General features: G+C 68.2%; 19 protein-coding genes. 8 read left to right on the top strand and 11 right to left on the bottom strand.

What is annotated here, in order from left to right; translation table 11 throughout:
- Positions 1-14: 14 nt before the first annotated feature.
- Positions 15-464: a helix-turn-helix domain-containing protein gene (locus tag ACZ45E_RS31870; protein ID WP_468227431.1), complete on the bottom strand. Its 450-nt coding sequence runs from the start codon at positions 462-464 to the stop codon at positions 15-17.
- A gap of 251 nt (positions 465-715) precedes the next feature.
- On the opposite strand from ACZ45E_RS31870, the gene ACZ45E_RS31865 reads away from it, so the two are divergent.
- Genes ACZ45E_RS31865 through ACZ45E_RS31855 form a run of 3 tightly spaced genes read left to right on the top strand, consistent with a single transcriptional unit; the run spans position 716 to position 4,597 of the window.
- Entirely contained in the window at positions 716-1,507 is a 792-nt protein-coding gene (locus tag ACZ45E_RS31865; protein ID WP_468227428.1) for a TnsA-like heteromeric transposase endonuclease subunit, read from the top strand.
- Positions 1,473-3,554: a transposase gene (locus ACZ45E_RS31860; protein ID WP_468227425.1), complete on the top strand. Its 2,082-nt coding sequence runs from the start codon at positions 1,473-1,475 to the stop codon at positions 3,552-3,554. Before ACZ45E_RS31865 ends, ACZ45E_RS31860 begins: the two co-directional genes overlap by 35 nt.
- The gene (locus ACZ45E_RS31855; RefSeq protein WP_468227422.1) at positions 3,548-4,597 is read left to right on the top strand and encodes a TniB family NTP-binding protein; all 1,050 of its coding nucleotides are present in this window, start codon (positions 3,548-3,550) and stop codon (positions 4,595-4,597) included. The genes ACZ45E_RS31860 and ACZ45E_RS31855 overlap by 7 nt, the downstream gene beginning before the upstream one ends.
- 149 nt (positions 4,598-4,746) lie before the next feature.
- Here the strand turns inward: ACZ45E_RS31855 and ACZ45E_RS31850 are convergent, their stop codons facing one another.
- Positions 4,747-5,199 carry a hypothetical protein gene (locus ACZ45E_RS31850; RefSeq protein ID WP_468227419.1) on the bottom strand — a complete coding sequence of 151 codons (453 nt, stop codon included), beginning with the start codon at positions 5,197-5,199 and terminating at the stop codon, positions 4,747-4,749.
- Between the two features lie 84 nt (positions 5,200-5,283).
- Between ACZ45E_RS31850 and ACZ45E_RS31845 the strand changes: the two genes are divergently transcribed.
- The 4 genes from ACZ45E_RS31845 (at position 5,284) to ACZ45E_RS31830 (ending at position 9,163) form a co-directional block, all read left to right on the top strand.
- Positions 5,284-5,526: a hypothetical protein gene (locus ACZ45E_RS31845; protein ID WP_468227417.1), complete on the top strand. Its 243-nt coding sequence runs from the start codon at positions 5,284-5,286 to the stop codon at positions 5,524-5,526.
- A 230-nt stretch (positions 5,527-5,756) separates the two neighbouring features.
- Positions 5,757-7,520, top strand: coding sequence for a GmrSD restriction endonuclease domain-containing protein (locus ACZ45E_RS31840; protein WP_468227415.1), 1,764 nt, complete (start codon positions 5,757-5,759; stop codon positions 7,518-7,520).
- Positions 7,521-7,577: 57 nt separating this feature from the next.
- A complete protein-coding gene (locus ACZ45E_RS31835) occupies positions 7,578-8,207 on the top strand; it encodes a hypothetical protein (RefSeq protein WP_468227413.1) in 630 nt (209 codons plus the stop codon).
- Positions 8,208-8,695: 488 nt separating this feature from the next.
- Entirely contained in the window at positions 8,696-9,163 is a 468-nt protein-coding gene (locus tag ACZ45E_RS31830; RefSeq protein ID WP_468227410.1) for a DUF2255 family protein, read from the top strand.
- Positions 9,164-9,256: 93 nt separating this feature from the next.
- Here the strand turns inward: ACZ45E_RS31830 and ACZ45E_RS31825 are convergent, their stop codons facing one another.
- Together ACZ45E_RS31825 and ACZ45E_RS31820 are read right to left on the bottom strand one after the other, a co-directional pair.
- On the bottom strand, positions 9,257-9,706 hold the full coding sequence (locus ACZ45E_RS31825; protein WP_468227407.1) for a TIGR03618 family F420-dependent PPOX class oxidoreductase: 450 nt from the start codon (positions 9,704-9,706) through the stop codon (positions 9,257-9,259).
- Between the two features lie 174 nt (positions 9,707-9,880).
- The gene (locus ACZ45E_RS31820) at positions 9,881-11,356 is read right to left on the bottom strand and encodes an MFS transporter (protein WP_468227405.1); all 1,476 of its coding nucleotides are present in this window, start codon (positions 11,354-11,356) and stop codon (positions 9,881-9,883) included.
- 121 nt (positions 11,357-11,477) lie between these two features.
- Between ACZ45E_RS31820 and ACZ45E_RS31815 the strand changes: the two genes are divergently transcribed.
- Positions 11,478-11,969 (top strand): MarR family winged helix-turn-helix transcriptional regulator, encoded by a 492-nt coding sequence (locus ACZ45E_RS31815; RefSeq protein WP_468227403.1) that lies wholly within the window; start codon positions 11,478-11,480, stop codon positions 11,967-11,969.
- A 69-nt stretch (positions 11,970-12,038) separates the two neighbouring features.
- Here the strand turns inward: ACZ45E_RS31815 and ACZ45E_RS31810 are convergent, their stop codons facing one another.
- The 7 genes from ACZ45E_RS31810 to ACZ45E_RS31780 form a co-directional block, all read right to left on the bottom strand.
- Positions 12,039-14,069 carry a HelD family protein gene (locus ACZ45E_RS31810; protein ID WP_468227400.1) on the bottom strand — a complete coding sequence of 677 codons (2,031 nt, stop codon included), beginning with the start codon at positions 14,067-14,069 and terminating at the stop codon, positions 12,039-12,041.
- Between the two features lie 163 nt (positions 14,070-14,232).
- Complete coding sequence (locus ACZ45E_RS31805; protein WP_468227398.1) at positions 14,233-14,883, bottom strand: TetR/AcrR family transcriptional regulator; 651 nt, start codon at positions 14,881-14,883, stop codon at positions 14,233-14,235.
- Complete coding sequence (locus tag ACZ45E_RS31800; RefSeq protein WP_468227395.1) at positions 14,880-15,974, bottom strand: phosphotransferase; 1,095 nt, start codon at positions 15,972-15,974, stop codon at positions 14,880-14,882. Before ACZ45E_RS31800 ends, ACZ45E_RS31805 begins: the two co-directional genes overlap by 4 nt.
- A 56-nt stretch (positions 15,975-16,030) precedes the next feature.
- Positions 16,031-17,176: a phosphotransferase family protein gene (locus ACZ45E_RS31795; RefSeq protein ID WP_468227393.1), complete on the bottom strand. Its 1,146-nt coding sequence runs from the start codon at positions 17,174-17,176 to the stop codon at positions 16,031-16,033.
- Positions 17,177-17,307: 131 nt separating this feature from the next.
- Positions 17,308-18,186: a GntR family transcriptional regulator gene (locus ACZ45E_RS31790; RefSeq protein ID WP_468227391.1), complete on the bottom strand. Its 879-nt coding sequence runs from the start codon at positions 18,184-18,186 to the stop codon at positions 17,308-17,310.
- A 113-nt stretch (positions 18,187-18,299) separates the two neighbouring features.
- Entirely contained in the window at positions 18,300-19,034 is a 735-nt protein-coding gene (locus ACZ45E_RS31785; protein WP_468227389.1) for an HAD family hydrolase, read from the bottom strand.
- A gap of 50 nt (positions 19,035-19,084) precedes the next feature.
- The gene (locus tag ACZ45E_RS31780; protein WP_468227387.1) at positions 19,085-19,981 is read right to left on the bottom strand and encodes a winged helix-turn-helix domain-containing protein; all 897 of its coding nucleotides are present in this window, start codon (positions 19,979-19,981) and stop codon (positions 19,085-19,087) included.
- Positions 19,982-20,135: the final 154 nt, after the last annotated feature.

Raw genomic sequence — 20,135 nt, 5'->3', positions numbered from 1 at the left:
CGGGATCACATCTACTACTGCTTGCTCGAGGGCTCGGTATCACTGTCAGTACCGCCGTCGGCACCGCTGTCGGTACCGCGGTCGGCGTCACCGTCACCGGCGTGGGCGCCGGCACCGGTCCCGTTCTCGTGCCTGAATGACTCGTAGATCTGCAACAGGACTTGCTTCTGGCGCTCGTTGAGGGAGGGGTCGGCGAGAATCACCGCACGCGTCTCCACCTCGTCCCGCTCCCGCTCCGCGTCGAGGATGCCGGCGCGCACGTACAGCGTCTCGGCGGAGATCCGCAGCGCCTTGGCGACCTGCTGCAACACCTCCGCGCTCGGCTTGCGCAGCCCGCGCTCGATCTGGCTCAGATACGGGTTGGACACGCCTGCGGCATCAGCGAGTTGACGGAGCGACAGCTGCGCGGTGCGACGCTGTTCCCGCAGGTACTCGCCGAGACTTCCGACGTTGAGCGATGCCATACGTGGATACTGCCGCATCCGCGCTAACTTTTGCAAGCGAATGCTTGCAAAAGTGTTCCATGCCACTGCACGTGCACCGGCTGTCCGGTCCCAGCGATGTGTAGGCAGTCCCGCTCTTCTGTGGGCAAGAGGACCGTTGTCCCGATCATCTGTAGGCAAGTTCTGCGGTGTTCCAATCTTCTGTGGGCAGTGCGGTGGCGGCCCTTCTACGGTCGGTGTGGATGGTCGGCGTCGTGCGTACGGGGGCCTGGATGACTGCACACGTGGGTGGCCTGGCATCAGCTGAGGACTTCGAGATCGAGTACGTGGATCCGGCGGGCGTTCGTCGGAGGGGGCCGTTGGGCAGGCTGTGGTCGGTGCGGTTTGAGGATGTACGGCCTGAGCGTCGATTCCAGGCTTTCCGGGGTCAGAGCAACTGGTGCGGTTGGTATTGGTCGGCGACCTGCGGTGGGCACGTCGGCTACGAGTCGTGGCTGGAGCGCGATCATCTGATGCTGCTCGACTTCGACCCGCTGGTTACGGCGGTCGCTTCGCAGCCTTTTCAGGTGTCGTGGTCGGGTCCGGATGGGAAGCGGGTGCGGCACACACCGGATTTCTTCGTACGCCGCACGGATGGCACAGCCCTGGTGGTGGACGTGCGCCCGGATGAGCGGATCAGACCGAGGGACGCGATGAAGTTCGCGACGACCGCCGCGGCCTGTGGGCTCGTGGGGTGGGACTTCGTACGGGTGGGGGCGCCGGATGCGGTGCTGATGGAGAACGTGCGATGGCTGGCTGGCTACCGGCATCCGCGCGTGCACCGCCCACAGGTCGCCGATCGACTGGTCGAGGTGTTCGGCGAGGGGGTCTCGCTGCTGGCCGGAGCCAGGCGGGTGGGCGATCAGATCGCGGTGCTTCCAGTGCTCTTCCACCTGCTCTGGCAGCGCGTCCTTGCCGCGGATCTCAGCGCGGGACTGTTGTCGGCGGATACGCGGGTCGGGCTCGGAGAGGTGCGAGAAGGGGGCGGTTATGCCGTCGCGTCCACGGCTGCTGCGAGCGGGTGACCTGGTCCGTTTCGACGGTCGCCTGCACACGGTGGCGGCTTTGGAGGGGACTGCGGTCCGCCTCGTCGACGAGAACCAGTCGCCGAGCGTGGTGCTCTTGGCCCACCTGCTGTCGTCCGCTGACTTCGAGGTGGTCACGCCGTCTTCGGTGCGTGCGGTGGTTCCGGCGGCCGGAGCCCTGGAGGGGTTTCCTCGCAAGGCCGTCGAACGGGCGGAGTGGTGGCAGCGGCACCTGGTGGAGATGCTCACCGGCCGTCCGAGGGAGGACCCGCACGGGCCGGTGAGGGCCGCATACGATCCGGCGGTCCGGTCGCTGCGGCAGCGGGAGTTGACCAAGGCGGAGGAGCTTGAGGCTGGTGGGCACCCCGTGTCCTTGAAGCTGATCCAGCGGATGCGGGGGCGCTTCGAGCGCGAGGGCGCGCTGGGCCTGGTCGACCCGCGGTTGCGGTCCGTCTCGGACGGTACCGGCCGCGTCGACCGGAGGGTCGTCGAGACCCTGCGGAAGGTCGTGGAGGACCAGACCAGTCGCTCCACGGTGTCCGCTCAGGTCCTGCGGCGCCGGATGGAACGTGCGCTGGAGGCCGAACATGGTCCGGGAGTGGTGGCACTGCCGTCCCGGACGACGTTCTACCGGCTGCTGTCCGCACTCTCCTCCGGGCGGCACACCCTGGGCTCGGCCCGCACCCGCCGCTCGCTGGCCAAGCAGCCGGACGGCATGTTCGGCCAGCTCACCGCAGGCCGGCCGGGCGAGGTGATGGAGATCGACTCAACTCCCCTGGACGTGCTGGTCGTCCATGACGACGGCACGGTGGACACCGTCGAGCTGACCGGCATCGTGGACATCGCGACCCGCACATTGGCCGCGGCGGTGCTGCGGCCCTCGACGAAGGCAGTGGATGCCGCGCTGCTGCTGGCGCGGGCGATGACCCCGGAGCCGATGCGGCCGGGCTGGGCGGACGCACTGCGGATGTCCCGCTCAGTCCTCCCCCACGCCTCGCTCATCGCGCTCGACGAACGGCTGGCCGACGCCGCAGCTGTCCCGGTGATCACGCCGGAGACGATCGTCTGCGACCGGGGCAAGGCGTACATCTCCGACACGTTCCGCTCTGCCTGCCAGGCATTGGGCATCTCGTTCCAGCCCGCTCACCCCGACACCCCTACGGATAAACCACACATCGAGAAGACGCTGGGCTCGGTGGCCACGATGTTCACCCAGTACCTCCCTGGCCATAAGGGACGCAGCACTGAGCACCGTGGCGTCGATCCGGCCGCAGAGGCTGTCTGGTCGATCCACCAGGTTCAGGAACTGCTCCAGCAGTGGATCGTCATCTGGCAGAACCGGCCGCACGAGGGCCTGCGGGACCCGCTGATGCCGGGCAAAGCACTGAGCCCCAACGAGAAGTACGCTGCGCTGGTCGCGGCCGCCGGGCACGTCCCGGTCGCGCTCAGTGCGGAGGAGTACATCGAGCTGCTGCCCCGGCACCGTCGGACGATCAACTCCTACGGCGTCCGCATCAACCACCGCACCTACGACAGCGCGGAGTTGAACCCCTTCCGCCGGCAGCGTTCCGGCGCGGGAGACGACGGACGGGGCTGGGACGTGCACTACGACCCTTACGACATCTCCCGCGTCTGGGTACGCAACCACCGTCAGGGAGGTTGGGTCACCGCGATCTGGCGCCATCTTCGCACCGCCCCGATGCCGATGGGCGAGCTGGCCTGGGACCGCGCTCGCCGCATCCTCGCCGAGCGCGGCTCGGATCAGGTCACCGAGGAAGAGCTCGCCCAGGCTGCCGTTGCCCTGCTGGACCAGGCCGCCGACGGGCCGAACACACCAGTAGCCAAGCCCACGGGCCGAGGCCGCAGGGAACGCAAGGTCGCAGCCCGAACCCGGGCCACCGCACAGCCGTCCTGGCCTCGGCCGATCGACGAGCCCGACTCCTCGGCCGGTCTGGCCGACGAGAACGCCACAAGCGAGGAGGAACTCGCCGACATCATCCCGCTGGAGATCTTCGACGCCCGCAAGGAGGCCGAGAAGTGGTGGTGAAGATCCCTGATCCCTCCGAGGAAGCCGACAAGCCCGGCGAAGTACGCACCGACCCGTCCACGACGCTGGCCGGGTGGCGTCACTTCGTCGACACGGACCCAGCCGTCTTCGACCTGCTCGATGACCAGCAGCGGCGATCGATGAGCCAGCCGGTGCGGGAGGTCTATGACGAAGCCCGCATCGCTTACCACTCCGAACTCCAGGTGATCCGCACCTCGACCGTCAAGGAGATCGCCCACCAGGGACGGCTGCTGACCCTGCTCAATCAGCGCGAGCATGGCGCCCGGCGCGGAATGATCGTCTCCGGAGAGTGGACGACCGGGAAGACGACCGCGCTCAAGCAGCTCGGGCGCCTGCACGAACTACGCATCCGTCAGCGGTTTCCGGGAGGCGACCGCATTCCCGTCGTCTACATCACTGCTCCGCCCCGGGGCTCGCCCCGCAAGCTCGCCATGGAGTTCGCCCGGTTCCTCGGCCTGCCGCTGATCTCGCCGCGGCACAACACCACCGACGTCACCAGCGCGGTCTGCCAGGTGATGATCGAGGCCCGCACGGACCTGGTGCTGGTCGACGAAATCCACCTGATGAACCTCGCGACGACGGCGGGTGAGGAGCTCTCGGACCACCTGAAGTACTTCACGGAGCACCTGCCCGCCACGTTCGTATATGCCGGAATCAACGTCGAGCACTCGGGACTGTTCACCGGAATCCGCGGCAGCCAGCTGGCCGGCCGCAGCATCCTGGTTCGCACCGGCCCGTTCCCACTCACCGCCGAGTGGCGCTCTCTGGTGGCGACCATGGAGAACACGCTGCGGCTACACCGCCACGAGAGGGACACCCTCGCGCAGCTGGCGGACTACCTGCATCAACGCACCGGCGGCATGATCGGCAGCCTCTCTCACCTGATCCGAGCCGCAGCGATCACCGCGATCCTCGATGGCAGTGAACGCATCACCGGCTCCACCTTGAAGTCCATCCGAATCGACCACCACAACGAGTCCTCCGCCCCGGACTCGCGACGTCCCCGGAAGGCGGCAGGATGAGCACAGCGTTCGAGCCTGTGATCTTCAGGCCGCTGCCTCGGCCGCTCGCTCCGTTCCCGGAGGAAGCTCTCGGCTCATATTGGCGGCGCCTCGCCGACGCCAACCGTGTCCCCGTCGACCGCCTCAAGGTTCCCTCACGATGGCTCCAGTCAGCGCCCGATTCTCCCGCTGAGACTGTGCGTCGCCTGGCGCTGCTGACCGGCCAGTCCCCCGCTGTCCTCTGGAGAGCGCTTCCGGAACTCACATGGTGGCAAGAGGCCGGGTTCCGTGCTGTTCCCGGCTCCGCCGGACGCGAACAGCGTTGGGCCTGCCGAAGGTGCGCTGCCGCTCACGCTCCCGGCCAGCAGATCGTGCTTTTCGCGCCTGCCCGCCATCACCACGTATGCATGCGTCACGGTCTCTGGGTCGGCAAGGCAGCACACCGTCCGCAAGACCAGGTTGACCTCGCACAGTTGCCCGCAACCGTCCGTGCTCAGCGGTGGCACCACCGGCTGATTCGCCGCCACGGGGACACCTTGATCACCCAGTGCCTCGACGCCGCCCGAGGTCTCTGGCAGAAACTCGCTGCCCATTGCCAATCCCTTGGCACCGACGAACTCCACAACATCGTCCGCACGCAGCCCGGAGCACGCAGTGGTTGGGGACCGGGACTCTACGCAATGGCATATCCCGGCATGGTCGCAGCCATGTCCATGGCCACGACGCCGTTCTGGCGCTCGGTCGTCGCCCATAGCGGCCACCCCGACGACATCGGTCGGCTCCTCGCAGAGTTCTACCGCCGCCTCCCGCACGACACGCCCCTCCGAGCTGATCACGACCTCGACAGGCTCGGCCAGGAGTGCGCCATGGTGATGCGGCGCATTGATCGATACTTCGATGGGAAAGAGCGCTGGCACAACAGCCGTAAGCCCTGGTCTTCACACACATGAGGTCAGGTGATCGTCTCAGCAGCGATGTTGCGCCTGCGCCAGCGAGCTTGATCAGCTTGGTACTGGCGATGGCCCTGGGCAGAGGCCGACTGCGCCGAGGCCACGAACGGCACCGAGATGCACATGGCCACGCCCAGCGGAGCCACCCAGACTCCGACGGTTCCCGCGAGTAGGTGACCATCAATACACTACGGCTGCGCGCGACAGGGATCCCGTGACAGGATTAGCTCATGGCAGAACTTGCTCCCCAGCAAAAGTCCATTCAATCCATCTACGCCTGGCACAGCGAAAATAAGCTGTGGGTTAATCGCCGCTACCAGCGAAAGCTGGTTTGGACCTTGACTGAAAAGCAGAAACTGATCGAATCAGTACTCAAGGAATATCCCATTCCTGCAATTCTGCTGGCGGAACGAGAGGGGGGAGACTATGAGGTAATCGATGGACTACAGCGACTACACACCATCACCTCTTTCATCGAAACTGCCTTTGCGACACTAGATGACGAGTATTTCGATGTGGCTCAGTTCGTCACGGCGAAGAATCGGGCGGAAGAGGAAGATACCTTCTCCGTCACCGCCGGGGAAACCTTGACACCCCGCGAGGTGGGCGCCTTTCTCGACTACTCGATTTCCGTATCGGTCATGCGAGGGGCAACCGACGCTGAGATCGATGACGTTTTCGCGAGGATCAACACCTATGGCCATAGGCTTAGCGATCAGGAACGCAGACAGTCAGGCTCCCGGGATGAATTCTCAACGCTGGTCCGCGAACTTTCCTGCGAAGTCAGAGGTGACGCGTCAAGCGATGTTCTAAGCTTGGACAAGATGCCGTCCATTAGCATCGACCTCCCCAAAAAGAAGCATGGGTATGAGGTTGCTGCCGATGAGGTCTTCTGGGTCGAACAAGGGATTCTGAGGTCTACCGACCTGCGCGACTCAATGGATGAGCAATGCATCGCAGATATCGCAGCATCCGTCATCGGGGGAGATCTAGTAGAGAGGTCGAAGGATGCGCTCGACCAAGCCTACGAGAGCGGATCAGATCGAAATCGCCAGCTGATCAGCGCACTCGACGCATATGGTGCAGATAGGTTATCGGCCGAGTTCAAACTCTGCATCGACGAGATTCGTGCAGTTTGTACGGATTCCGACGTGAGCAAGCTGCGGTCGATTATCTTCTCAAAGAGGACAACGAACCCCTTCCCTTCCGCTTTCGCCGTGCTCTTCATCGCGTTCCACGAACTCCTCATCGGAGAAAATCAGAAGATCGCGGATTACCACGGAGTGAAGTCGGCCATCACTGATCTTGATAAGCGGATCGAAACCAGCCGCCGCTCAACGGCACCGGCAGAGCGACGCAAGAACGTCGAAACGATCAAGGGTCTTATCCGCCCTCACTTCGTGAAGAGCGAGCCTCGGGATATCTACGGAGATCACACTACAACCGATATCGACTCCATCATCCGACGCTCGGAAATCGAAGCTCCGCACTATGAACTGAAGCAGGGGATGCTGCGCCTGCACGGCAACCGAAAGATCGATCCGAATATCGTCGACAAAGTTATGCGAACTATCTGCGCGATCGCCAATAATGGTAAGGGTAGGGCAGGGACGATCCTCATTGGGGTGGCGGACAAGGAGACGGACGCAGATCGAATCGCGAGCCTAGATGGCGTGACGCCGCGCAAGGTAGGACGACGCTTCGTCGTGGGGGTTAACAGGGAAGCAAAAACCCTCGCTGAGACCCCCGAGCGGTACGCGGCTCGCTGGAAAGACGCTATTCGGGCATCCGGGTTGGACGATGGCCTCAAGGGTGCAGTGCTGGCAAGTTTGACCCATTCGGATTACTACGGTCTCGGCGTGATCGTGATTCGAATTCCCGAGCAGCAGAAGGTATCCCTCTTCAGCGGCAAAGCCTACGTCAGAGAGGGCGACGAGACTGTCGAGGTGGCGGACCCTGCGCTTCTGCTGGGCCTGCCTCAGCGTTTCAGCTGAACCAATTTCCGTTCGATTGCAAGGAAGCCGCCAAGGACCGCACGGCAAGGACGAGCAGTGATTAGCCAGCCTACTTCCTTCTACATTCCGCCAGAGATCGAGGCAGGCCTACTCGGCGGCAACCTCATTCAATACGGCGGCATCATCCGCAACCAAATGGGACAGATTGTCAAGCACTTGAAAGAAGTCCCCCTGCCCGTGAGCAACGAGAAGGCAGTGGCACGTGCGGCAGGGATGTTGAAAAACCCGCGATTCCTCATCCCGATCACCGTAGTGGGTACGGTGGCAGCAGGAGTAGCTGCCATTGTCGCCGCAAAGAAGCGCAAGCATACTGGCAAATCTGAAGTGCCGGAGTGCGTCCAAAGTTACAACTCCTCGTTGGCCGCTTATATGGAAGCAGTTCATGAAGGGCGCCTTGAACTGGACATCATCGACCGGCTCATCGCCGACTTGGATGCTGTCAAGGCATACTCCGGCGAAGACGGAAGTATCACTCTTGACTTTTCGACCAAGCACGCAGAGATATTGGTCAACATCGTGGTTGATTACACGAGGCAACTTGCCGAAGCAAACTCCGTTGACTTGAACGAACTTCAGGGAGAAGCACCGACTTCCGAGAACGATGCTGTTGTTGACCTGCGTAGCCATCTTGAAGTGCAGAGGAAGATCTTTACCGAGGCGGCATAGTTCAGCTGCTCAGGGAGAGGACTCGCCAAGCAAGAAGAGGGCCAAGTCGAAGCCTGGTGCCCTCCTGGTGATGTCGGGGAGAATCTCCTATCCAGCACCCCTCTGCGCCTGTTCCTTCTCGTAGCGTCGTTGCGCTTCCACAAGTCGTGGCCGTCGGCGAGTGAGTTCGTTCTGCTGCCTGACGAACATCGACTTGCGACGGGTCCGCCGCCCCCCAAGGGGCGTGGTGAGGGCAGGTCCGTTTATCAGTCAACCGGGGGGTGGAAGCGATGACTTCACCCCATTCTTCGTCCCCTTCGCAGGATCGCGGCTTGAGCGCAGAGGAGAACCTAGCCTGGCGGGCAACTGCCTACGGTTGGGTGAGACGGGATGAGTCGCGCTTGTCCCACCCAACCGTAGGCACCGCAGGTCAGGACCTCGCTCTACCCACCGTTATCTGAGACAGGACACCCGTCTGCCCTCCCCCACACACAAGGAGACGTACGCCGATGAGCACGGACCCCACCGACAGCACGGACCCCACTGACAGCACAGGCCCGGCCGCCAGCGCGGGTCCCACCGACCCCGCCGCCCCGGCCGCGGCGTGGACGGACGCCGAACTCGACGCGATCGGCGCGGCCGAGGAACTGGAGATCGCCTCGCTGCGCTCCGACGGCGTCACCCTGGGCAGCAGCCGCACCGTCTGGGTGGTCCGCGAGGGCGACGACCTCTACGTCCGCTCCGTCAACGGCCCCGGCTCCGACTGGTACCACGCGAGCCGCGTCCGCGAAGCCGGCCGCGTCTCGGGCGGTGGCGTCACCCGGGAGGTCACCTTCCAGACCGTCGCCGACCCCGGCCTCAACGACACGATCGACGAGGGCTACCGCCGCAAGTACAGCGGTTACGCGGCCCGCGTCCTCGCCCACATCACCAGCGACTCGGCGGCCTCGACCACCATGCGGCTGCTCCCGCATTGAGCGGTGCGCGGGGCTCCCGGGGGGGGGTCCGGCGCCTCGACTCCGGCACCATCAACCGCGTGAGCGCCGACGTCGTCGAACTCCCGTCACCGGCTACGCGACATCGAGCGCGGTGCCGTACAGGCGCGTCACCTTGAGCCGCAGGACGACGCGCCGCTCCGCGACCATCTCCGCCAGGAAGGCGTCCTCGGCGCCTTCCGCCACGAACTCGCCAGCGATGGAGAGGAGTTCGCGGCCTGTCGCGTCCCCGGGCTCCGTACTCGGCCCCGCCACCTCGACCTCGCCCTCGGCGACGGCGAAGGCGAAGTCGTCGCGCCTGACGTGCAGGGCGGCATGCGGATCGGCGCGGTACTGGCGCGGTTTGAGCCGCCCCTCGGTCGTGGAGACCCGCAGAATGCGCTCGTCCGGACTCCAGTGGTACAGCACCGTCGACAGGTGCGGATGGCCGGTGCTCCGGACACTGGCCAGGGTGCCGAACTTGCCCTCCGCGAGGATCTGTTGCAACTCGGACTCGGTGAGGGAACGGGGCGCGGGACCGGACATCGGGGCCTCCCATATAAGTAGGGGTATCGGGGCGGATAGAGGTGTGCGAGTAGAGGTGCGGGGAGAGATACGGGCGTAGGCACGGCCGGGCGTAGGCGCGGCTGGGCGTCGTCGCGGCCGGGCGTCGGCCGCCGTGCGGATCAGACCGTCGTACGGGTCAGACCGTCGTACGGATCAGGCGGCCGGCGCGCTGGACGGTGCCGTCCGCGCCGCCGGTGCGGGCGGTGTGGGTGCGGGGCGGCGCAGTACCAGCAGCGCCACCACGAACGCCGCTCCGATCAGTGCGGCCCCGACCGTGAAGGCGAGCCGGTATCCGTCGGTGAGCGCGGCGGCGCGTGAACTCCCCCCGCTCAGCAGGGAATCGGTGCGGGACGCGGCGAGCGTGGAGAGGACGGCGACGCCGAGCGCCATGCCGATCTGCTGCGTGGTGTTGAACAGGCCGGAGGCGAGCCCCGCGTCCTCCTCCCCCGCGGCGGACATGCCGAGCCCCGCCAGGGCCGGAAGTACGAGTCCGCCGCCGGAGACCAGCAGCATCACGGGCAGCAGATCGGGAACGTACGCGCCCTGTACGGGTACCCGGGCCAGATATCCGAGGGCGCCGGCGAGGAGGACGAGGCCCGCGAGGAGTACCTGCCGCTCCCCGAACCGGTGCGCGAGCCGCGCCGACACCCCGAGCGAGACGGCCCCGATCATGAAGGCGGCGGGCAGCATCGCGAGGCCCGTCTCCGCGGCCCCGTACCCGAGGACCTGCTGCATGTAGAGCGCGGCGAGCACCTGGAAGCCGAACATCGCGGCGAGCGTGAGGATCTGCGTGAGACCGGCGCCGACAACGGTGCGTGAGCGCAGGATGCGCAGCGGCATGAGCGGCGTACGCGCCCGGGCCTGCCGCACCACGAACCCGGCGACCAGTACGGACGAACCGCCGATCAGCCCGATCGTGCGGCCCGAGCCCGCCCCGTACTCCTCGATCTTGACGACGCCGTAGATCCCGAGCATCAGCCCGCCCGTGATCAGCAGCGCGCCCCACGCGTCGGCCCCGGCGCGCAGTCCGAGACCGCGGTCGGCGGGGAGCGCGGGCACGGCGAGGGCGAGGACGGCGGCGCCGATGGGCAGGTTGATGAAGAAGATCCAGTGCCAGTCGAGGGCATCAGTCAGTACGCCGCCCAGCACCTGCCCGATCGAGGCCCCGGCGGCGCCGGTGAAGCTGAACACCCCGATGGCGCGGGCCCGTTCGCGCGGGTCGGTGAAGAGGGTGACGAGGATGCCGAGGCCGACCGCGGCGGCCATCGCGCTGCCGACACCTTGCAGGAACCGGGCGGCGAGCAGCACGGCGGGGCCGGTGGCGAGTCCGGCGAGGAGCGAGGCGGCGGTGAAGACGGCGGTGCCCGCGAGGAACATCCGCTTGCGTCCGAGGAGGTCACCGAGGCGCCCGGCGAGCAGCAGCAGGCTGCCGAAGGCGATGAGGTAGGCGTTGACCACCCAACTGAGGTCGGCGGGTGCGAAGTTGAGGTCGTCCTGGATGGCGGGCATGGCCACGGTGACGATGGACCCGTCGAGAATGATCATCAGGGCCCCGGCGGCGATGACGCCCAGGGCCAGCCAGCGGGAGCGGTTGCGCGGAGTCGCGGGTGCGGCGAGTGCGGCGGACACGATGACGGTCCTTCCGGTCGGGGCCGCCGCCCACTCCGGGCGGCGACAACGGAATGACCGTAGCAGATAGTTCCGTTGCAGATTGTTTTTCTCGGGATCAGTCGTGGATTACCCTGGACCCATGACCGCCATGACGCCCGCGCCCACCCGGACCAGGCCGGACCTCTCCTACCTCCTGGACCACACCAGCCACGTGCTGCGCACCCGGATGGCGGCGGCGCTCGCCGAGATCGGACTGACGGCGCGCATGCACTGCGTGCTCGTGCACGCGCTGGAGGAGGAGCGCACCCAGAACCAGCTGGCCGAGATCGGCGACATGGACAAGACCACGATGGTGGTGACCGTCGACGCCCTGGAGAAGTCGGGGCTCGCCGAGCGCAGGCCCTCCAGCACCGACCGGCGGGCACGGATCATCGCGGTGACGGAGGAGGGCGCGCGGGCGGCCGCGCGCAGCCAGGAGATCGTGGACCGCGTCCACGAGGAGGCGTTGGCCGCGTTCCCGGCTGCCGACCGGGAGACCTTCCTGCGCCTGATGAACCACCTGGCGACGGGCCACCTGGCCACACCGGCCCCGAGCCCCGCCGCGACCAGGCGCCCGCGCCAGCGCGGCTAGGGCGTGTAAGGGACTTTCGAAACACGCCCCAGGGCCTGCCCGGCGATCCCCGGCCGCCCCTCCGCCGCCCTACGCGACAGGGGCGGCGAACGGCAGCGGCCGGCTGTGCACCACGTCCAGCCGTGAGACCGCCCGGGTCAGCACCACGTACAGCCGCTCCATCCCCCGCGCCTCCGCCTCCGCGACGGCGGCCGGTTCGACGGCGACGACGTGGTCGTACTCCAGCCCTTTGGCGACGGACGCCGCGAGTACGGTGACCCGGGCGCCGAGCTCCTCGGGTCCGGCCGTCGCGCACCCCGCCGCGGCCAGCGCGTCGCGCACCCGCGACACGTCCCGCTCCGCGGCGATCACCCCGACCGACCCCTCGTGCGCGAGCGCCCGCCGGACCGCCTCGACCGTCCCCGCCACCACGTCCGGCACCGCCTCGATCCGCAACTCCCCGTCCTTCCGCAGGGACTGCGCGGCGGGCACGTCGACGTCGATGTGCTCCAGGACCCGGTTGGCCAGGGCGACAACGGCCGCCGGCACCCGGAACCCCGTGGTCAGCGGCACCATGGCCGCCTCCGGCTTGCCCAGATGCGTCAGCAGCTCGCCCCAGCTCCGCGCCGCCCAGGGCGTGGTGCCCTGCGCCAGGTCGCCGAGCACGGTCAGCGAGCCGAAGGCAGCGCGCCGCGCGACGGCCCGCGCCTGCATCGGTGAGAGGTCCTGCGCCTCGTCGACGACGATGTGGCCGTACCCCTCGGGGTGTTCGAGGAGCCCGGCGATCTCGTCGAGCAGCACGAGATCGGCGGCGGACCACTTGGCGGACTTGTACGAGCGCGGGGGCCGGGTCCACAGCACGGCCTTCTGCTCGTCGCCACCGAGCAGCCCGTCGGCGGCCCGCGCCAACGCGTCGCCGTCGGACAGGAGTTGGCAGAGCACTTCCTCCGCCCGCACCCGGGGCCAGGCGGCGTCCACGTACGCGCTCATCGCCCGGGACCTGCCGATCTTCTGGAGCCAGACGTTGGTCGCCGACACGCCCCGGCGCTCGGCCCGCTCCTGGATGAGGCGCACGGCCCGGTCGCGGACCCGTTCGCGGCCCACGGCGTACGGCGGATCCTCGTCGCGTACGCCCTCCACGATCCGCCGCAGCTCCAGGAGCGGTACCCGCCAGCGGTACGAGCCGTCCGGCACGGCGAGGTCGTCGGCGGGTCCGTCCGGGGAGACCCGCGCGTACAGCGCACGCCGCACCACGTCCGCCATCCGCACGTCGTGCTTGACGACGGCCGCGGCCTCCTCGTCCCGGGCCCGCACCTCGCCGTGGGCGACGAGCTCCTCGACGGTCGACCGGCGTACCCCGCCCTCGCCGAGCGCGGGCAGGACGGCGGAGATGTAGGAGAGGAAGGTCCGGTTGGGCCCGAGGACCAGGAGGCCGCCCCGCTGGATCCGCTGCGGGTACGTGTAGAGCAGGTACGCGGCCCGGTGCAGGCCGACGGCGGTCTTGCCGGTACCGGGCGCGCCCTGCACGCACAGCGAGGTGGCGAGCCCCTCGCGGACCAGGTCGTCCTGCTCGGGCTGGATGGTGGCGGCGATGTCCCGCATGGGGCCGACGCGGGGCCGTTCGATCTCCCCGGCGAGGATCCGGCTGCCGGCGCCGGCCTCCCCGGCGGTGAGCCGCTCGTCCTCGATGCTGGTGAGGTCCGCCGAATCACCGAGGCTTCCCGGCGCCCACCCGAACCGGCGCCGTACGTCCACACCCTGTGGATCCGCGGCGCCCGCCTGGTAGAAAGCCCGCGACACCGGCGCCCGCCAGTCGACCACGTGGGGCGGGGCCGCCGGGTGCTCGGTGATGCGCACCCGACCGACGTGGTAGCTCTGTCCTGTGTGCTCGCCGGAGAGCCCGAAGTCGAGCCGGCCGAAGAAGAGCGGGCCCTGCGGAAGTTCGCGAAGTCCCTTGGCCTGACTGCGTAGTTGGTAACCGAGCACCTCGGCGTCGGCGCCGGACGCGGAGGCGTTCTCTCCGATGACTACTTGCTCGTCGGCGCCCTCGATCATCGCGGCGAGGGCGGCTCGGCAGATGTCGTGAAAGCGGCGTTCGGCGTCGAGAGAGGGCTGTCTCATACACCGAGGCTAACTCAAAAACACAACCGAGTTACATTCTTTACCGAGGAAGTCGCCCTCTCGACCTGTCGCCCGCTCGACCTGGCGGCCGCTCGAAGCCACCCGGCCCCTGCCCGCTACCCAGGCCACCTCATCCGGCTCTCCCCGTCGGCCTCCCCGCGCCTCACCGACCGCCCCCGAACCTCCCCGGCAGCCCGCTCACCAGCTGCCCGAACCCCAGCTCGGCGGCGCGTACCGCGTCGACCTCGACCGCGTCGGCCGGTTCCCCCGCCCTGACCCGCCGCACGTTCTCCTCGGCGAGGATCCGCTGCACCGCCACGATCTGCCCGGCGGCCAGCCGCGCCTCGACCGCAGGGCCCCCGAGCGCCTCGGCCAGCGCCCGCTCCGAACGCTCCTGGTACCCCAGCAACCTCGCCACCAGCGCCGGGGTCCCGTACAGCAGCCGCTGATAGGCGAGCACCGCCGGGTGGTCGCACAACCCCGTCACCGGATCCCGCCGCTCCAGGCCCGCCAGGAAGCGTTCCCGCAACGCCTCGACCGGCGCCACCCCCGGCGCCCGCCCCGCGACGACCCGGGCCGCCTCGTCCTCGTGGTCGGCGAACCGGTGCAGGACCAGGTCCTCCTTGGCCGGGAAGTACCGGAACAGCGTCGGCTTGGACACCTCCGCCGCGGCGGCGACCTCCGCGACGGACACCTTGTCGTACCCCTTCTCCAGAAAGAGCCGGACAGCGGTGTCGGAGAGCACCTGCCGGGTGCGCTGCTTCTTGCGCTCACGCAGGCCGCGGGCGGGTTCGGGGGCGGTGGGGGTGGTCATGGTTGTGCAGGGTAGCCGCGACACCAGTCCGCCAACGCGACGGAGATGTGCCGCACGGAAGGAACGTCCTCAAGCCCGAGCGGCAGGGCGCCACGCGCCAGCACCCCGTGGAGTCCGGCCGCCGTGCGCCACAGCCGGGCCGCGTCGGGCACGCCGTCGGCGCGCAGCTCGAACCCGCGCCGGATCACGTCGGTGAAGACCGACTGCGCGCGCTTGAAGCCCAGCAGCAGCGGAAGATCACCGCGCCATCCCCGCGACGTGCCCGGCCTGACCTCCTCCACGGCCTCGCACCACAGCCGGGTCATCTCCTGCTCCTGCGGCGCCGGGTACCCCATCAGGTGCAGATGGGTGGCCAGGTCGTACAGCGGGTCGCCATACATCGCCAACTCCCAGTCGATCACCCAGAGTTCACCCCCGGCGTCGACGATGAGGTTCTTCCGGTGGAGATCTCCGTGGACCAGGCACAGGGGCCGCTCGCGCAGTCCCGTGACGAAGTGGCGCAGGCGCCGGAACGCGTCCCGGTCGACCCCCAGAGCGAGGAAGAGGCCCGCGAACGCGTCGGCATGGGCCTCGTAGACACCGTCCTCCACGAAGGTGATGAGGCCGTCCAGACAGGCTCCGGTGTCCCGCTCCTCGGGTCGCCCGGGCGGGGTGTGCCCGCGCTCCATGCCCACCGTGCGGTCCTGGATGGAGACCAGTTCCCGGAACACGTCCACGATCTGGCCCACCAGGCGGCCCGGCACGAGCTCCCCCGCCGGACACAGCCGGGCCAGGGTCTCGCCCTCGATGAAACGCTGCAGCCCCGCACCGCCGATCTCGATGAACTCCGGGACTCGGCGCACCCGTCGGCCCACCGCGCGGACCACGTCCGCCTCCGAGGCGAAGCACCGGCGGTCGAACCTGACGAGGCCGGCGCGGGCCGCCCGGCTCTTCCAGCGGACCTGCCGTGCGCCCTGTCCCGTCCTCAGCGGAAAGACGTACGTCTCATGGTGCGAACCCGTCAGTGGCCCCTCGACCACCGAGGCGTCGCCGCAGAGTTCCACCGCCGAGCGCCAAGCCGCGCTCGTGCCGCCGTTCGCCAGACCCCCCATGAAAGTTCAGCATCAACGCCCCGACGAGCTGCCGCAACGGTGTGGTGAGCCAGCGCTCACACCTCGGCGGATGGCCGGATCCACCGCTTCGCGTGCCAGTCGTGCAGCGCTCGGCGCGCCGTCGACAGGTCCGGGCCCTCCCCGTCGAGACCCAGCGGCTTCCAGGCCCGGTCCGTGGCCCGGCACACCCGCTCCGCGGCACTGTCGAGATCGTCCGCCGTCGGCGCGTCGCCCAGGGACAGCGCCGCGCGCATGACGTCCGGGAAGACCGATTGCAGGTACTCGAAGTCCAGATAGCGGGACAGGTCGGCCTCCATCCCGCGCGTCATGGGCTCGTGCCCCGCCCTTCGCATGGCAGCGGCCCAGAAGTCCGTCATGTCCCGGCGCTCCGCGTCGTCGTACTCCATCCGGACCAGATGCGTCGCCAGATCGTGCAGCGGGTCGCCGTAGCAGGCGAGCTCCCAGTCGATGACACACAACTGCTCCCGGCCGCCGGGGGCTTGGGCGACGATCACGTTGCCCCGGTGGACGTCGGTGTGCAGCACGGCGAAAGGGCGGTCCGTCAGGCCGTCCGGCGGCTCCTGCGGCACGCGTCTCATGAACTTCTCGATCGCGTCGTCCGGGATTCCCACGGCGCGGAACAGGTCACCGAAGACGGCCTCGTTGACGCGGTGGACCTTGTCGTCGGCGAACTTCGCGAGCCAGCCGAGGAACTGGCGGCTCCTGCCCGGCTCCGGCCAGAAGGACTCGGGCAGCTCGGGCAGCCGCTCCACGGGGACGGAGGCCAGCCGGGCGAAGAACTCCGCCAGGGCTCGCAGCCGCTCCTCGCCCACCCGGCCGGACGGACGGACGGCCGACAGCGGGTCCCCCACCAGATAGGAGTGCAGCGACCACTCTCCGAAGTCGGCGAGGCACTGCGGAACCTGGAGGAGACTGCCGCTCACCGCCCGCAGCACCTCCGATTCACGGCGCCACAGTCGCGGCACCACCTCCACGGTCTCCACGGGGGTACGGAACTTGCCCCGGACCCCGAACACCCGTCCACCCATCCCGAGCAGCACCGCAAGCGGCAGCCCCAAGGGAGCGATCAGGTTCGAGTTGTGATGGCCGGTGACCACCTCACCCTGCTGGGCACGGCGCCGTGCCTCCGCGAACTTGCGGATCAGCGCCTGATGCGCCCTGCGGCGCAGAGGTGACGACATGAGCGCACAGAGTAGCCCTTGGGGCTGCTGATCTCACGGCGTGTCACTATTTGGACGGCATCGGCCTTTACCGCCCGGCGTCTTCCTCCCCTGCCCGGGCGACAGCGCCTCCCGCCCGCTCCGGCACCGGTTCAGTGCAAGGGCCGCGCGACGTACTCCCAGACCCGGTCGAAGGTCAGCTGCTCGGCCTCCATCAGCGCCTGCCCCTGCCCGCCGTCGGCCGCGTCGAAGACGAACATCCCGGTGTCCGCGCCCTCCACATCGCGCAGCACCACCGGGTCCGGGTAGCCGTCCACGTCCCGCGGATACTTGCCGGGGATGTAGTGCCCCATCAGGAGTTCCTGCCGGTTCAGCAGATACACCTTGCGTACCGGTGTGCCGCGCAGGGTCCGGAACTCCACACTCACATCGAGGCCGACGTCCTTGCCCAGCTTCCCCAGCACCTGTTGAAGGATGGTGCGGTGCGAACTGCCCTGGATGCGGTTGCGCAGGTCGATCGCCTCGTCCAGGACGGGGTCGTGGCCCCAGCCCCTCTCCGGCGACGGGTAGTCGAGGCGTTCGTCGGCCCGGGGCAGCATCACCCGCACCCGGATCGACCGGGGCACGTGCGCCCGCTCGTAGACCTCGCGCAACGGCTGGCCCAGGGACAGCACCAGCGTCTCCGCCGTCAGGCTGACCACGTCCAGACGGACGTCACGCGCCTGGAAGGCCGAGACCAGACGGGGCCCGAGGATGCTCCGCGCCGACTGCACCACGTGCGTCCGCGGTCCACCGGCCGACGCGACCTTGGGCGGGCTTCCCTTGCTGACGCTCGTCAGCATCCCGTCGGCCTGGAGGCGCTGCAACGCATTGCGCACCGCGCCGCGTTCCACGCCGTACCTCTCGGCCAGCGCGGCCTGGGTGGGCAGCCGGTCACCGGGCTTCAGCTCCCCGGACCGGATCCGCTCGCGGAGGTCGTCGGCGATCTCTTCGGAAGTGGTGAGAGGGGCGGTCCTGCTCTTGTCGTTCACCGCGACCTACTTCCCTACCCCGTGCCAAGTTCCCCCGTGCCAAGTCCCCCAGACTTTACGACAGTTGGCAGCCAACTCATCCCGGCTTACCGGCCTACGCGGAAACTGCCTGGTCAGCGCCGTGCACGCAGGATCTCCAGAACCGGTTCCAGGCCGCTCACCATCTGGGTCGCCCCGGCCTCCCGCAACCGCTGCTCCTTCTCCCCATTACGCGCGTAGCCCAGGAAGGCGACACCGGCCGCCGCCGCCGCCGCGTAGTCCGAGGGGGCGTCGCCGATCATGAGGGTGGTGGCCGGAGCCGCCCCCATGCCCTGCATGGCGCGGCGCAGGCAGTAAGGGTCGGGCTTGAGCCGGGTGAGGTCCTGCGTGCGGCCGTAGACGTGGGGCTCGAAGCAGGCCGCGATGTCACGGGCCTCGAGATAGCGCCGCGCCGCCTCCGGCGAGTTGTTGGTCGCGACGGCCAGCCCCACGCCCAGGGCGTGCCAGGTCCGGATGAGCGGGTCCGCGAAGGGCGTCGGCCACGCCGTGGGAACGGCCCGCCGCTCCTCCTCGGTGAGTCGCTCCTCCATCACCGTCACGAGATCGCTCCCCGGCCGCCTCGACGCCAGGCGGGCCAGCGCCCCGTGCGGGTCCTGGCCCCTGCGCTCGTCGTCGGAGAGCACGTCACCCAGCCCGTGCGCCTCCAGCCAGGCCTCCTGCCACTTCGCGATCATCGGCGCCGGCCGTCCCGCGAACAGCCGACAGATCGGCCCGTCGAAGTCGAAGAGCACATGGCGCGCGCCCAGGACCAGGTCGGCCAACTCCTCCGTCGGGTCCAACTCCTCCGTCGAGTCCAACTCCCGCCTCATTCCCGGCTCTTCAGCCACGGGAGCGGTCTTGTTCGTCGCATCTGAAGTCACTAGGAGAGTGTCAGGTCCGATGTGATGGTTTCCCAGAGGGCGGTGAACCACTTCTGCGACTCCTCCACGAACGCGCGGTCACGGTGGCCCGCGCGCTTCTCGAAGGAGAACAGCAGGGCCTGGGAGCCGGTGGCCGCGTACATCTCCAGCTTGGTGCCACTGTCGATCTCCTCCTCGCGGCGCGTGACCATGTAGTAGGAGAGGAGCGCTTCCGCGTCGTTGAGCAGGTAGAGCTTGACCGGCGGCGTGAACGGCAGCGCGCGGAAGGTGACCTGGACGTCGATGCCGTGGGAGGAGCGCAGGGAGCGCAGGTTGTGCCGCAGGACCTGGCCCTGGGCGTTGCGCGTGGCGAGCCAGCGCTGGTGGACCGCCTCGTCGTCGGCCCGGTCGGTGCCCTCGGTGTCGTCCGGGACCGGGACGGGGAAGGCGAGGTCGATGTCGCGGCCGGGCAGCAGGATGCGTACGTCGATGGACTCGGGGCGCATCCGGCCCTCGTGGATGAGGCGCAGCGGCTCGCCGAGGGCCAGCATCAGCGTCTCGGAGGTCATGCAGACGGCGTCGATACGCACCTTGGGCGAGGCGAACGCCTCCACCAGGCGCGGAGCCAGCGCGACCATGGTGGGTTGGGGTACGTCGTGATCGCGGGAAGCGGTGGCCACGCGGGGCGGGCTGCCCTTGCTGATGTTGGACAACAGGCCGTCCGTCTGGAGAAGTTGGAGAGCTTGGCGGACCGTGCCGCGCTCCACCCCGAACTCGTCGGCGAGCGTGGCCTGGGTGGGGAGCCGGTCTCCGGCCTTGAGCTGACCGGCCCTGATCCGCTCCCGCAGGTCGTCGGCGATCTCCTGGGGCGAGAGCCTTCTGCTTCCGTTCAGTGTCGCGTCCGCCATGTCAGCCATGTCTCCCACGCTCCTGGGTCACAACCAAATGGTACAACTGCCTGCCATTTGGCGGGAGTTGTTGGCGACTTGTTTATTTCTCCCGACCAAGTGGGGACAACCATAGAGTAGTTGGTCGCCAACTTCGACCAACCAGCACCAGGCGATGCCGTCG

The organism is Streptomyces sp. NPDC030991 (assembly GCF_055571235.1).
Note: the sequence above shows the minus strand (reverse complement) of the source record. Positions and strands in the feature narration are given on the sequence as shown.